This window comes from Nitrospinota bacterium (genome assembly GCA_016235255.1).
Classification (GTDB): Bacteria; Nitrospinota_A; UBA7883; order UBA7883; family JACRLM01; genus JACRLM01.
In genome coordinates, this window is record JACRLM010000055.1 from 1 (window position 1) to 12,638 (window position 12,638).

The window sequence follows — 12,638 nt, forward strand, 5'->3', positions numbered from 1 at the left end:
AATCCATTCTTCCCTTGCCAGTTTTCCCGTTACCGTTTACTCTTTTCATGTGACCTCCTTGCTTTCCGTTGTTTTCGTTCAAAAACATGGTAGCAGGTGAGGTCATACCTTCGTTTCAACTAAGTTTAGGACACTTTCGAATTGAAAGCCTTAGAATAAACATAGCGTGACAGATGAAATAGACGCGTGAGGAAAGAACGATGACAAGGGTGACTTTGGAACTTCCGGACGAGGTTTTTTCCGCATTACGCAAGACACCTGATGATTTTGGCCGGGAATTGCGGCTAGCCGCTGCCATACACTGGTATTCACGCGGTGAAATATCCCAGGAAAAAGCCGCCTATATAGCCGGAGTGGACAGGACAGATTTCCTTATGGCGCTGGCACGTGAAAAAACGGATGTCTTTGCGGTGGATTTGAACGAATTGCGAAAAGAAATCAGCCGTGCCTGACGCCGCTGTGGTGAACGCCTCACCACTTATATTTCTCTCCCGCGCCGGGTTGGTTGATTTGCTCAAACAGGCTGGTTCAAGGATATTTGTGCCAGGATCGGTCCTCGTGGAAATAAAACAGAGGGGTGCAAACGATCCGGCGGCGCAAGCGCTGGCCAGGAATGAATGGCTGACGAGCCTGACCCTCACTTCAATTCCTCAAATCATCCAGTCATGGGACTTGGGCCCCGGAGAATCCGCCGTCCTGGCATACGCATACAACAACCCTGGCGTGATCGCTGTCATTGACGATCTTTGCGCCCGCCGTTGCGCTGTCACACTCAACATCAATGTTATTGGGACATTGGGACTAGTGTTGATAGCGAAAAGGCGAGGTGTTATTCCACTTGCCCGTCCTGTGATGGACAACCTTCGCCAAACAGGGATGTATCTGTCCAGATCAACAATGGATCAGGCGCTTGCCCTGGTGGGGGAATAATAATCAGGTTGTTGATAAATGCAATTATTTAACGACGATCTGACCGAGACATCCTTCATCGGCCGCTACCGGATGATAGAAAAACTTGGGGCCGGGGCCATGGGGGTGGTGTTCAAATGCCATGACGCTGAGCTGGACCGGGACGTGGCGGTGAAGACCATCATCATTCCCCGGGACGTGCTTTCGCAGGAGGACGAACAGCGGCTGCGCACCTTCTCCATGGAGGCGCGCATCGCCGCAATACTCTCCCACCCGAATATCACCGCCATATACGACATCGGCTCCCACCAGGACACCCGCTATTTCGTGATGGAATATGTGGAGGGGACGTCCCTGCTCGACCTTGTCCGCAGCGGGGAGGCGATGGGGCTGGACGACAAGCTGCGGCTGGTCTCTTCCATCGCGCGGGCCATGAACTACGCCCACAAGCGCAAGGTGGTGCACAGGGACATAAAACCGGCCAACATCATGATAAGCGCCGCGGGGGAGCCGAAGATAATGGACTTTGGCATCGCAAAGCTCCACGGCGGATCGCTTATCGGGATAGACGAGATGAACGCCATGTTCGGTTCGCCGCAATACATGTCCCCGGAGCAGATACGGGGGGGCGACGTGGGCCCCGCGTCGGACATATTCAGCCTTGGGGTCACCACCTACGAGTTTGTGACCGGCAGGCGCCCTTTCTCCGGCGATTCGCTGGAGAACATCCTCATGGCGGTGCTTTCGGCCGATCCGCCGCCGCCGAGCGTCCTTGATCCGAACATCCCCAAGGAGCTGGACGAGATAGTGATGAAGGCGATGGAGAAAGACCCGGAAAGGCGCTTTGGCAACGCCGGGGCCTTTTCCGACGCGGTGGAGCTTTTGATAAACAAGCTTGAAAGGACCTCCGAGGCCAACCGCCAGAAGGCCATGGCAAACAAGCAGGTGATCCACTGGTTAAAGTCGCAATACCTGCTTTTTTCCGATTTCGAGGACGAGGAGATCGTGGAGATATTCAAGCTGGCCGGGCGCGAATCGTACAAGGCCGGGGACGTCATCTTCAAGGAAGGAACGGCCGGCAACCGCATGTTCGTTATAGTGGAAGGGGCGGTGCAGATTATCAAGGGGGCGCCCTCCGGCGATGAGAGCGTGGAGATGGTGACGCTGCGGCCCGGCGGATGTTTCGGAGAGATGGCGATAATAGACGGCTCACCACGCTCGGCAACCGCCATGGCGGCGGAGGACGTGGCGCTCATATCAATCAACGAGGCTGTGCTTCGGATAAAGAATCCCGAGTTGTGCGTGAAGCTTTATAAGAACCTTGCCTCCATCATCGCCGATAACCTGCGCAAGACGTCGGAAATGGTGTACAGGAAGACGGCAAAGAAGGCGGGCGGTTAAAAGCAATTCGTTTTCAATATTTCCCGGAAAACGCATATATCGTATCCCGATATATGATATACTCCACTCATGATCCGCAATCTGGCCGGGAAGATGACGCAGGATATTTATGACGGGGCCGAAAGCCGCCATGCCCGCAAGCTCCCCAAGCAGTTGCATGAAAAAGCAAGGCGCCTGCTCGACCAGATCAACGCCGCGCCGTCCGTGGAGTTTTTAAGGATACCGCCATCGAACCGATTGGAGAAATTGCGGGGAGAAAGGGGGGGCCATTGGAGCCTGCGGATTAATGACCAATGGCGAATCGTTTTCCAATGGGAAGGCGATGACGCGTTGAATGTGGAAATACTGGACTATCACTAGGAGAAATGGAGATGCTGCCGAAAAAACGGCCGCCCACGCATCCAGGCGAAATGCTGTTGAAAGAGTTTCTTGAGCCGATGCGCATTACCCAGGTGGAGCTTGCCCGCCATTTAAAGTGGCCCTACGCCCGCCTGAACGAGATCGTAAACGGCAAACGCGGCGTTTCCGCTGGCACGGCCCTTGCCCTTGGGGAAACGTTCCGGACCGGGCCGGAATTTTGGTTAAATCTCCAGCGCGATTGGGATTTATGGCATGCGGAAAAGATGCATGTGAAATATGCGCCATTGGCCAAGGCTGGTTGAGATGATGCGGTAGCGTAGACTTTCCTTGTCATCCCGGCCAAGCGCAACGCGAGCCGGGATCAGGACTTTAAGACCGCGATCCCGTAAAGCCGCGCGCGCCTTCCGGGATGACAACCGCTCCCCTCCCCTGTAAAATCCATTCCATGGACAACGTGAATACCCAGACCTTCGTCACCTCCAGTGAATCGCAGACCCGCGCCTTGGGCGCCCGGATCGCCAGATCGTTAAAAGCTGGCGATGTTGTTCTTATCGAAGGGGACCTGGGAGCGGGCAAGACCGTCATCACGCAAGGTATCTGCGCGGGGCTTGGGATATCGGAAAATATCCCGGTGCGCTCCCCCACTTTCACGCTGATCCACGAATATCCCCACGATCCGCCGGTCCGTCATGCCGATCTATACCGGCTCGACGACGGCGCGGAAGCGGAGAACATCGGCCTTTTCGACGATACCGCGTCCCGCATCACCATCATCGAATGGGCGGAAAAGCTCCCGCCGGAGATGAAACATGGCGCCATCACCATAAAGATCGAGCCTTTGTCCGAGAACGAGAGAAAAATTATGTTGAGCGCTCCCGCCGCAGCTCTTGATATAATCAACACCGCAAATGGAACGACATGAAACGGCCGCCAAACCGCGCGGCGCAAGCAAAGACCGGCGGCCGGCAGGATGAGGGCCGCTATTTTTGTTTCGCTGGCCGTGGCGATTGCCCTGGTGGGCTATTTCTATATGGAATCCGGCCAGCCGGGAGGATCAAAACGCTCCGGCATCTCGGTGTCGGACGAGAAGATAACGCTGGAAGGCGTCCACCTGATCCAGAAAAAGGACAATGTGAGGGAACTGGAGCTTGTGGCCGAGTCCGCCGCCATCGCCATTGACGAGTCTTACACCGATTTGAAAAAATTCACCGTCGTCTCATACTCGGAAAAGAGCGGGAAACTGACGATGAACGCGGAAAATGGAAAGATGATAAACGCGACGAAGGATGTGACCGCCTCCGGAGGGGTGCTTTTCCGGCAGGAGTCGGGCGCGGCGCTTATCACGGACAACGTGAACTGGTCCAACTCCGCCAGGGAAATCAGGACGGAGGACGAGGTGCGGGTGTTCGGCGGCAATTTCATATTGACCGGCAAAGGGATGGTGGTCCATCTGGACGAGGAAAAGGTTGAAGTGCTGTCAAACATAAACGCAACATTCTATGAAGATGAAAAGAAGTAAGACGCATCGGTTGTGGACTGTTATGGCGCTTGCGGCGTTGATCGGCGCCATGGCGCAAAACGCCTACGCCGTGAGCGGCGATAAAGGGACGGCCCAGACCGCAAAGGAAGAGGCGGAGGACAAGAAAGCGCCGCTTCAAGTAACTTCTGAACGGATGCTTTCGGACAATAAAAACAATACGATATCATTCTTCGGTTCAGTCGTCGCCATAAAGGGAAAATTGAAGGTGGAAGCTGACGAAATGCGCGTTCTTTCCTACGAAAACCAGAATGAGATGCGCGAGATGGAAGCCACCGGCTCGGTGAAAATCACCCATAAGGACAAGGTGGCCGTGGGCGAAAAGGCGAATTATTACGCGGACTCGCGCACACTGGTATTGACCGGGAACCCAGTCCTCACCCAGGGCAAAAATGTGGCCCGGGGGGAAAAGGTCGTATATTATTTCAACCGGGAGGACATGGAGATTTTCAGCGGCGACAGGACGCAGGCCACAATCATCCTGTTCCAGAAGGAAGAAGACGAATCCAAATCTCAAAAGCAATCCGCCGCTGAATCCGGAGCCAAAAAGTGACCAAGATCCTTCGGGCAGACAACCTGACCAAGACATACAAAGGACGCCGCGTGGTGGACGATGTTTCGTTCACCATGACCAACCGGGACATCGTTGGCCTGCTCGGCCCAAACGGCGCGGGGAAGACCACCACGTTTTACATGGTGGTGGGGCTGATCCGCGCGGACCAAGGCTCCGTCCATATGGACGGCAAGGAGATGACCCACCTGCCGATGTACCAGCGGGCGCGCAATGGTATCGGTTATCTGCCGCAGGAGCCTTCGGTGTTCCGCAAACTGACGGTATATGAAAACGTCATCTCCATTCTCGAAACCTTGCCTTTGAGCCGCTTTGACCGGGAGAAACGGGCAAAGGAGCTTCTGGACGAATTCGGCATCCTTCATCTGTCAAACCATGTGGCCCTTTCCCTCTCCGGGGGCGAGCGTCGCAGGCTGGAGATCGCCCGGGCGTTATGCTCGGAGCCGTCATTCATCCTGCTGGACGAACCTTTCGCCGGGATAGACCCCATCGCCGTGGCGGACATTCAGGACGTGGTTCTTAAACTGCGCGAACGGGGGATCGGCATACTCATCACAGACCATAACGTGCGCGACACGCTGGGGATAACCGACCGGGCCTATATTCTTAGCGAGGGGCGGATAATCGAGGAAGGGACACCCGAAAAGATCGCCGCCAGCGAACAGGCCAGAAATATCTATCTTGGCAAGAATTTTTCGCTAAAATAGAGACACGAAGCAATTAACGTTCCTAAATATCGGATAGAGGGAATCCCGTGGGAATTGAAATGAAACTGCAGATGCGCCTGGCGCAACGGCTTGTGATGACGCCGATGCTGCAACAGGCCATCAAGCTTTTGCCTATGACCAGGCTGGAGCTTGTGCAGGCGATACGGGCGGAACTCGAAGAAAATCCGCTTCTTGAAGAACTTGCGGAGCAGGAGCAGGAACAGGAGCAGACCCCCGAAGAAGATAGGGCCGAAGCCGCCGCCGATACCGCCGAAGCCGCCGAGGAGCTCAAATCCGAACCGGCTGAAAAGCTTTATGAAGAACAGACCAATCTTGGGGACACGAAACAGACCCCTGAGAAAGATGACATAGACTGGGACGCTTACATGCAGTCGGACCTGTATGAGGGGGGCTCTGGCGACGGTTATGTGGAGCGGCCCAGCATCGAAAATACCCTGCGGCAGAAAGACGGTCTGGAATTCCACCTGATGTGGCAGCTTAACTGCTCGGCCTTTTCGGAAGAGGAGAAAAGGCTTGGCACGACAATCATCGGTAACATAAACAACGAAGGGTATCTGGAAGAGACCATAGAGGCGCTGGCGGCGGAGGCGCAGGTCTCCACGGACGATATCGAGGACGCGCTCACGCTGATCCAGAGTTTCGATCCCCCAGGCGTTGGCGCCCGCAACCTGCGGGAATGCCTTCTGCTCCAGGCGCACGCCGCCCGGCTGAAAGGTACATTGGTGGAAAAACTTATCCTCGACCACCTGGCAAACCTGGACGAGCGCAACTTCCCGAAGATAGCAAGGATCGAAGACATGGAGGTGGAGGACGTGGTGGAGGCGGTGCGGGCCATCAGGGAGTTTGACCCGAAGCCCGGGCTCCAGTTCAATCCCGAGGAGGCGCATTACATAACGCCGGACATTTTCGTGGTGAAGGTGGACGACGACTATCAGGTGTTCCTCAACGACGACGGCATCCCCAGGCTGCGGATAAACCAGTATTACCAGTCCATTCTTAAAAACAAGAGCGAGGAGCAGAAGACCACCCGCGAATATGTGGAGAACAAGTTCCGCTCGGCCCTCTGGCTTATCAAGAGCATCGAACAGCGCCGCCAGACGATGCTAAAGGTGGGCAGATCTATCGTGAAATTCCAGAAAGAGTTCCTGGACAAGGGGATCAACTATCTTAAGCCGTTGATATTAAAGGACGTGGCAGAGGACATCGGGATGCACGAGTCCACCATAAGCCGCGTGACCACCAACAAGTATATCCACACGGCGCAGGGGCTTTTCGAGCTTAAGTTCTTTTTCCATTCGGCGGTGGGCTCTTTCCTGGGCAACGACATGTCCAGCGTCCGGGTGAAGGAAATGATACGCAAGCTGGTCAAGGAGGAGGACTCGGCAAAGCCGTTGACGGACGACCAGATAGTCAAGCTGCTGGAAAGCAAGGATGTGAAAATAGCGCGGCGCACGGTGACCAAGTACCGGAAGGAGCTTATGATCCTTTCCACTTCCAAGCGCCGCAAGTTATTCATGTAATACGTATTTCTATTTGGAGATTTTGAAGTCATGCAGATAACAATCACAGGCCACAACATAGACGTAACGCCAGCCCTCCGGGACTATACCGAAGAGAAAGTCGCAAAGGTGCGGCGTTATCTTAACACCACGCTAAAGGCGCACGTCATCCTCAAGGTGGAGAAGCTGACGCACATAGCCGAAGTGACGATCCACGCCAACAAGGTGGACCTGCATGGGGCGGACAAGAACGAGAACATGTACGCCGCCATAGACAGCGTGATGGACAAGATAGACCGGCAGGCCAAAAAGTTCAAGGAGAAGACCCGCGACAAGAAAGGCGGGGGGGCGCAGGCCTCCGCGAAAGCCGGCGAAGGGGAAGAGGAATAGGCGGAATCAGGGCCCTGCAGGCGAAGCTCCATTATGAGGATAACGGACATCCTGCGGCGCGAAAACTGCGCCGGGCTCCTCTCCTCGCATGGCAAGCAAGGAGTTATAAAGGAGCTTTGCGGGCTTCTTGAGTCCAGCGGCCATACTGATGGGGGAACGGCCGCGCTTGAAAGCGTCATCGGCAGGGAGAACCTTGGCTCCACCGGCGTAGGGGACGGTGTGGCGATACCCCATGCCAAGACATCCGGGGTGAAAAGCGTCGTATGCGCGTTTGGATTATCCCCGGAAGGGGTTGATTTTTATGCCGCTGACGGAAAACCAGTGAAGATTTTCTTCCTGCTTTTGGCGCCGGAGGAGGCTGTGGGGGATCATCTGAAGGCCTTGGCGCGGATCGCCCGTCTTGTCCGGCGTGAAAGTTTCCGGAACAGGATGGAAAGAAACATGGGCGATGCGGGGGCGATTTATGACATCATATCGGAGGAAGACGCTGCCCTGGGTTGACAGATGACAGGGCATGCATGCGGGCTATTACCATAGGATCGGAACCAAACGGCATGAGAATAGGGCACCTTATAATCGCCCACGGGCTTTTAGCGTCGGAGTTTTTAAGCGCCCTGGAATTCATCACGGGCCCGCAATCATCATTCAAGGCGCTGGCGCTAGACCATGCGTTGGACGTGGACAGGGCCAGGGACATCGTCCTTAAGGCGCTGGAAGAAATCAAAGGGGATGAAGGCTCCATCGTGCTGACAGACCTTTTCGGAGGCGCCCCTTCCAACATCGCAATATCGCTCATTGACGAGCGCAAGATAGAAATCGTCGCCGGCATAAACCTGCCATTGCTAATCCACGCGGTTGTATTGGGCGATTCGCTGCCGCTGAAGGAAAAGGCGCTGAAGCTTCGCGACTATGGCAGGTCCAACGTGTTCCTGGCATCCGAGGTGCTGTCCGGCGGAAAATGACCGAGGTTGACGGCGGAATGGAAGAACGGGCGGTGACCATAAGGAACAAATGGGGGATACACGCAAGAAGCGCGTTTGCCATGGTGAAGACCGCCATGGGATTTTCCGCCAGCATTACAGCGGAAAAGGACGGGGTGACGGCGGACTGCAAACAGGTGGCCGACCTGCTCACGTTGACGGCGGCATGCGGGGACACTGTGGTGATAAAGGCCAGCGGGGCGGACAAGGCTGCCGCCCTGGACGCCATTGAAAGCCTGATAGAAGCCAAGTTCGGCGAGGATTGATGGAAGAGGCGGCGAAAACAAAGGACGAGAACATACTCACGGGGATCCCGGCGTCGTCCGGGATCGTGATAGGCAAGGCCTATGTCATAGACCGGCACATGATCTGCGTGCTGGAGCGCGCCCTGGCCGAATCGGAGATCGCCGCGGAGATCAGCCGCTTTCTGGACGCGGTGGACGCAAGCCTCAACGAAATGATCGAACTTGCCGACAAGGCCGCCTCCGAATTCGGCGAAAGCGCCCCCACCTTCATATTCGACGCCCACGCCCAGATACTGCGCGACCAGGCGATGATCCGGGAAGTGGAGGAGATCATCAAGCAGAGGAAATGCAACGCGGAATGGGCACTGAAGATACTGCTGGAGAAGTTCCAGAAGAGTTTCTCGCGGATAAAGGACCACTATTTCCGGGAGCGCTTAAGCGATATAGAGCAGGTGGTAGGCAGGATACAAAGGCACCTGATCCATGAGGACACACAGTCGCTGGCGGGGCTGAAGGACCCGGTGATAATCGTGGCCCACGACCTGAGCCCGGCGGACACGCTGAGCCTTTCCGGGGCCAGAGTCATCGGGTTCGCCACGGACGCCGGGGGAAAGACCTCCCACGCGGGCATCATCGCCTCGTCCATGGACATCCCGGCGGTGGTGGGGCTGAAAAACCTTTCAATGCGTGTGCGCTCCGGCGACCCTGTGATCGTGGACGGCAACAACGGCGAAGTGGTGCACCTGCCAACCAAGGACCAGTTCCTGAAGTACATCAAGCGCCGCCAGCGCTATATTTATTTCGACCGGGAAGTCCACGCCCAAAAACACCTGGAGGCGGTGTCCCGGGACGGGGTGAAAGTGTCGGTGATGGCGAACATAGAATCGTCGCACGACCTTGCGCACCTGGCCGAGCACGGCGCGGACGGCGTTGGGCTATACCGCACAGAATACCTGTACATAAACCGCCTTAAATGGCCGGACGAGGCGGAACAGTTCGCCGATTACATGAAAGTGGCGCAGGCGGTGGGGGCAAACCACGCGGTGATCCGCACGCTGGACATCGGGGGGGACAAAATCGCGCTCACGGGGGAATTCTACGAACCGGAGCCTAACCCCGCGCTGGGCCTCCGGGCGATACGCTATTGCCTGGCCTATCCGGAAGTGTTCCGGATACAGCTGCGGGCGATATTGCGGGCGTCCCACTACGGGCATCTTAAGATAATGTACCCGATGATAACGTCCATCGAGGAGGTGGACGCCGCCAACGCAATCCTTGAAAGCGTGAAAGAAGAGCTTAGAAAAGAAGGCCAGCCCTTCGACGACGGCATCGAGGTGGGGATAATGATAGAGACCCCCTCGTCGGTTGTGATGGCCGAGGAGCTTGCGCGGCGCTGCTCATTTTTCTCCATCGGCACCAACGACCTGATCCAGTACACCATGGCGATAGACCGGGTGAACGAGCGGGTGGCGTACCTGTATCAGCCCTTCTCCCCCGCCATAGTGCGGATGCTGCTCCAGACCGTCCGGGCGGCGGAAAAAGCGGGCATAACCGTTTCCGTGTGCGGCAAGATGGCCGGGGACCCGGCTTCCGCCTTCCTGCTCCTTGGCATGGGGGCCGTGCGGGAGCTTTCCATGGACGTGCACTCCATACCCAAACTGAAAAAACTGATCCGGTCGGTGAGCGTGCGCGAGGCATCCTCCATGGTGGAGCAGGCGCTGACGATGAACGCCACAGACGATATTAGGGACTATGTAAACGCAAGCCTGAAGACCCTCGCCCCCGAGGGGATAGGCGCCACGATCTCCGATAATGGCGACTGACGGACAGGCGAAAACCGAAGGGCCCGGTCACAAGGAAATAATCACCAAGGCCGCCGGCGTTGTGGGCGCCGCCACGCTCGGTTCCCGTGTGCTCGGTTATGTGCGGGACATGCTCGTGGCCCAGCTTTTCGGCGCCACGGTGGCCGCGGACGCCTTTTTCATGGCGTTCCGCATACCAAACCTTCTGCGCCGCCTCACGGCGGAAGGCGCCATGACCGCCGCCTTTGTCCCCACTTACACCTCCGTGATGGAAAAAGACGGTAAAATACGCGCCTTCGCCCTGGCCTGCAACATCATCACCCTTCTTGGGGTGGCGCTCATGGTGTTGTGCGCGATGGGGGTGATATTCTCGCCCTGGCTTGTGAAAGTTCTGGCCCCGGGTTTCACCACATCCCCCCATGCCTTCAACCTGACCATGCTCCTGACACGGATAATGTTCCCGTATCTCCTTTTCGTGTCGGTGGCGGCGGTGATGATGGCGATGTTAAATTCCATGGGGCGGTTTTTCTATCCCGCCGCCGGTTCTTCGCTCCTAAACATCACGATCATAGTGTGCGCCATCACGCTAAAGGACAGGTTCGACGAGCCGACGGTGGCGCTGGCCATCGGCGTCCTGCTCGGCGGGATCGCGCAACTTGCGCTGCAATGGTGGGAGCTTAAGGGGCTTGGATGGAAGTTCGTCCCCTCCTTTAACCTGCATGACGCCGACGCGCGCAAAATGGGGCTTTTGCTATTGCCGGCCACGGCCGGGATGGCGGTGGCGGAGATAAACTCTTTCGTGGACACGCTGGTGGCTTCGTTTTTGCCGGAGGGGAGCGTGTCTTACCTTTATTACGGCAACAGGCTGATGCAGTTCCCGCTCGGGGTGTTCGGCGTTGCGATAGGCGTGGCGGCGCTCCCTTCCATGTCCAGCGAGGTGGCGCGGGGGGGCGCAAAGCTTGTGGAACTTATGTCCCACGCCCTGCGGCTGACGCTGTTCATAGCGTTCCCGGCCACGGTGGGGCTTGTGGCGCTGGCGGGGCCGATAACAAACGTCCTCTTCGAACGAGGCGAATTCACAGAGGCGGCGCGCAACGGCGTGGTGATCGCGACGGTATATTTTTCGCTGGGCCTTTGCGCCTATTCGGGGATAAAAGTGGTTGTGGCGGCCTTTTACGCCCTCAAGGACACGGCCACTCCCACCCGCGTCGCGGTGTATTGCATGCTTCTGAACGTGGCGCTCAACCTTGCGCTGATGGGGCCGATGAAGCATGGAGGGCTGGCGCTGGCCACGTCCATTTCATCCTTTGTCAACGTGGGGTGGCTTTTGTGGATACTGCGCAAAAAGATCGGCCCGCTGGACGGCAGAAGGATAATGTCGTCCACGGTGAAGATGACCGCCGCGTCTATCCTGATGGGGGTGGCGGCGCTGGGATATTCGGCGGCGTTCTTCAGTTACGAGGCGCCACTGGCATCCAGGATCGTCCACCTTGGCTCGGCCATAACCATCGGCATGGTGGTATATTTAGCCTCAGCGCTGGCCATGGGCTGCGGCGAGGCGAAAAGCCTGATGGCGCGTGTTTCGTCCAAACTGGGGATCAAGCGATGATCGCGGTGATACAAAGGGTGAACCGGGCCTCTGTCACGGTGGAGGACCATCTGGCCGGGGCCATCGGGCATGGCCTTTTGATCCTGCTCGGAGCAGCCAGGGGGGATGGCGAACGGGAGGCGCGGTACCTTTGCGACAAGGTGGCCAACCTTCGCATATTCTCCGACTCGGACGGGAAGATGAACCATTCGTTAAAAGATGTGGGGGGCTCTGCCCTTGTGGTCAGCCAGTTCACACTGCTGGGGGACTGGCGCAATGGGCGCAGGCCGGGCTACGAAATGGCCGCTCCCCCCGCCGAAGCCAAGCCGCTTATGGAGATGTTCATCGAGGGCTTGCGGGACCTTGGCGTGAAGGTGGACTCCGGGGTGTTCGGGGCCCATATGAAAGTGAACCTGGAAAACGACGGCCCCGTCACCTTCGTGCTGGACACCGCCGGGATAACCGCTTAACCCACTAAGTGTTTCATACCGAAAGTGTCCTAAACTTAGTTGAAACGAAGGTATGACCTCACCTGCTACCATGTTTTTGAACGAAAACAACGGAAAGCAAGGAGGTCACATGAAAAGAGTAAACGGTAACGGGAAAACTGGCAAGGGAAGAATGGATT

General features: G+C 56.8%; 17 protein-coding genes. All 17 read left to right on the forward strand.

Annotation, left to right across the window (positions count from 1 at the left end; all coding sequences use genetic code 11):
• Positions 1–200 precede the first annotated feature (200 nt).
• The 17 genes from HZB29_07035 to HZB29_07115 all read left to right on the forward strand — a co-directional run bounded on the left by HZB29_07035 (position 201) and on the right by HZB29_07115 (position 12,480).
• A complete protein-coding gene (locus HZB29_07035) occupies positions 201–452 on the forward strand; it encodes a UPF0175 family protein (protein ID MBI5815351.1) in 252 nt (83 codons plus the stop codon).
• Positions 445–930, forward strand: a complete 486-nt coding sequence (locus HZB29_07040) for a DUF3368 domain-containing protein (protein MBI5815352.1) — start codon at positions 445–447, stop codon at positions 928–930. Before HZB29_07035 ends, HZB29_07040 begins: the two co-directional genes overlap by 8 nt.
• Positions 931–948: 18 nt before the next feature.
• Positions 949–2,310 (forward strand): protein kinase, encoded by a 1,362-nt coding sequence (locus HZB29_07045; GenBank protein ID MBI5815353.1) that lies wholly within the window; start codon positions 949–951, stop codon positions 2,308–2,310.
• 69 nt (positions 2,311–2,379) lie between these two features.
• Entirely contained in the window at positions 2,380–2,670 is a 291-nt protein-coding gene (locus tag HZB29_07050) for a type II toxin-antitoxin system RelE/ParE family toxin (protein ID MBI5815354.1), read from the forward strand.
• Positions 2,671–2,681: 11 nt separating this feature from the next.
• A complete protein-coding gene (locus HZB29_07055) occupies positions 2,682–2,972 on the forward strand; it encodes a HigA family addiction module antidote protein (protein MBI5815355.1) in 291 nt (96 codons plus the stop codon).
• 143 nt (positions 2,973–3,115) lie between these two features.
• Entirely contained in the window at positions 3,116–3,592 is a 477-nt protein-coding gene (gene tsaE / locus HZB29_07060) for a tRNA (adenosine(37)-N6)-threonylcarbamoyltransferase complex ATPase subunit type 1 TsaE (GenBank protein ID MBI5815356.1), read from the forward strand.
• Positions 3,593–3,640: 48 nt separating this feature from the next.
• Positions 3,641–4,189, forward strand: coding sequence for an LPS export ABC transporter periplasmic protein LptC (gene lptC, locus HZB29_07065; GenBank protein MBI5815357.1), 549 nt, complete (start codon positions 3,641–3,643; stop codon positions 4,187–4,189).
• Between the two features lie 22 nt (positions 4,190–4,211).
• Entirely contained in the window at positions 4,212–4,760 is a 549-nt protein-coding gene (gene lptA / locus HZB29_07070; protein MBI5815358.1) for a lipopolysaccharide transport periplasmic protein LptA, read from the forward strand.
• A complete protein-coding gene (gene lptB, locus HZB29_07075) occupies positions 4,757–5,485 on the forward strand; it encodes an LPS export ABC transporter ATP-binding protein (protein MBI5815359.1) in 729 nt (242 codons plus the stop codon). Before lptA ends, lptB begins: the two co-directional genes overlap by 4 nt.
• A gap of 47 nt (positions 5,486–5,532) precedes the next feature.
• Positions 5,533–7,026 carry an RNA polymerase factor sigma-54 gene (rpoN, locus tag HZB29_07080; GenBank protein MBI5815360.1) on the forward strand — a complete coding sequence of 498 codons (1,494 nt, stop codon included), beginning with the start codon at positions 5,533–5,535 and terminating at the stop codon, positions 7,024–7,026.
• Between the two features lie 30 nt (positions 7,027–7,056).
• Positions 7,057–7,395, forward strand: a complete 339-nt coding sequence (gene raiA, locus HZB29_07085; GenBank protein MBI5815361.1) for a ribosome-associated translation inhibitor RaiA — start codon at positions 7,057–7,059, stop codon at positions 7,393–7,395.
• 33 nt (positions 7,396–7,428) lie between these two features.
• Positions 7,429–7,896: a PTS sugar transporter subunit IIA gene (locus HZB29_07090; GenBank protein MBI5815362.1), complete on the forward strand. Its 468-nt coding sequence runs from the start codon at positions 7,429–7,431 to the stop codon at positions 7,894–7,896.
• Positions 7,897–7,949: 53 nt separating this feature from the next.
• Positions 7,950–8,357, forward strand: a complete 408-nt coding sequence (locus tag HZB29_07095) for a PTS fructose transporter subunit IIA (protein ID MBI5815363.1) — start codon at positions 7,950–7,952, stop codon at positions 8,355–8,357.
• Positions 8,354–8,641, forward strand: a complete 288-nt coding sequence (locus HZB29_07100) for an HPr family phosphocarrier protein (protein ID MBI5815364.1) — start codon at positions 8,354–8,356, stop codon at positions 8,639–8,641. The genes HZB29_07095 and HZB29_07100 overlap by 4 nt, the downstream gene beginning before the upstream one ends.
• Positions 8,641–10,443, forward strand: coding sequence for a phosphoenolpyruvate--protein phosphotransferase (gene ptsP / locus HZB29_07105; protein ID MBI5815365.1), 1,803 nt, complete (start codon positions 8,641–8,643; stop codon positions 10,441–10,443). The genes HZB29_07100 and ptsP overlap by 1 nt, the downstream gene beginning before the upstream one ends.
• Entirely contained in the window at positions 10,433–12,031 is a 1,599-nt protein-coding gene (murJ, locus tag HZB29_07110) for a murein biosynthesis integral membrane protein MurJ (protein MBI5815366.1), read from the forward strand. Before ptsP ends, murJ begins: the two co-directional genes overlap by 11 nt.
• The gene (locus HZB29_07115) at positions 12,028–12,480 is read left to right on the forward strand and encodes a D-tyrosyl-tRNA(Tyr) deacylase (protein MBI5815367.1); all 453 of its coding nucleotides are present in this window, start codon (positions 12,028–12,030) and stop codon (positions 12,478–12,480) included. Before murJ ends, HZB29_07115 begins: the two co-directional genes overlap by 4 nt.
• Positions 12,481–12,638 lie beyond the last annotated feature (158 nt).

What these genes read in the sequence shown, in the direction of transcription:
- HZB29_07035 (MBI5815351.1), top strand. Translation starts at nt 201, where the DNA reads ATGACAAGGGTGACTTTGGAACTTCCGGACGAGGTTTTTTCCGCATTA.
- HZB29_07045 (MBI5815353.1), top strand. Translation starts at nt 949, where the DNA reads ATGCAATTATTTAACGACGATCTGACCGAGACATCCTTCATCGGCCGC.
- HZB29_07050 (MBI5815354.1), top strand. Translation starts at nt 2,380, where the DNA reads ATGATCCGCAATCTGGCCGGGAAGATGACGCAGGATATTTATGACGGG.
- HZB29_07055 (MBI5815355.1), top strand. Translation starts at nt 2,682, where the DNA reads ATGCTGCCGAAAAAACGGCCGCCCACGCATCCAGGCGAAATGCTGTTG.
- tsaE (MBI5815356.1), top strand. Translation starts at nt 3,116, where the DNA reads ATGGACAACGTGAATACCCAGACCTTCGTCACCTCCAGTGAATCGCAG.
- lptC (MBI5815357.1), top strand. Translation starts at nt 3,641, where the DNA reads ATGAGGGCCGCTATTTTTGTTTCGCTGGCCGTGGCGATTGCCCTGGTG.
- lptA (MBI5815358.1), top strand. Translation starts at nt 4,212, where the DNA reads ATGGCGCTTGCGGCGTTGATCGGCGCCATGGCGCAAAACGCCTACGCC.
- raiA (MBI5815361.1), top strand. Translation starts at nt 7,057, where the DNA reads ATGCAGATAACAATCACAGGCCACAACATAGACGTAACGCCAGCCCTC.
- HZB29_07090 (MBI5815362.1), top strand. Translation starts at nt 7,429, where the DNA reads ATGAGGATAACGGACATCCTGCGGCGCGAAAACTGCGCCGGGCTCCTC.
- HZB29_07095 (MBI5815363.1), top strand. Translation starts at nt 7,950, where the DNA reads ATGAGAATAGGGCACCTTATAATCGCCCACGGGCTTTTAGCGTCGGAG.
- HZB29_07100 (MBI5815364.1), top strand. Translation starts at nt 8,354, where the DNA reads ATGACCGAGGTTGACGGCGGAATGGAAGAACGGGCGGTGACCATAAGG.
- ptsP (MBI5815365.1), top strand. Translation starts at nt 8,641, where the DNA reads ATGGAAGAGGCGGCGAAAACAAAGGACGAGAACATACTCACGGGGATC.
- murJ (MBI5815366.1), top strand. Translation starts at nt 10,433, where the DNA reads ATGGCGACTGACGGACAGGCGAAAACCGAAGGGCCCGGTCACAAGGAA.
- HZB29_07115 (MBI5815367.1), top strand. Translation starts at nt 12,028, where the DNA reads ATGATCGCGGTGATACAAAGGGTGAACCGGGCCTCTGTCACGGTGGAG.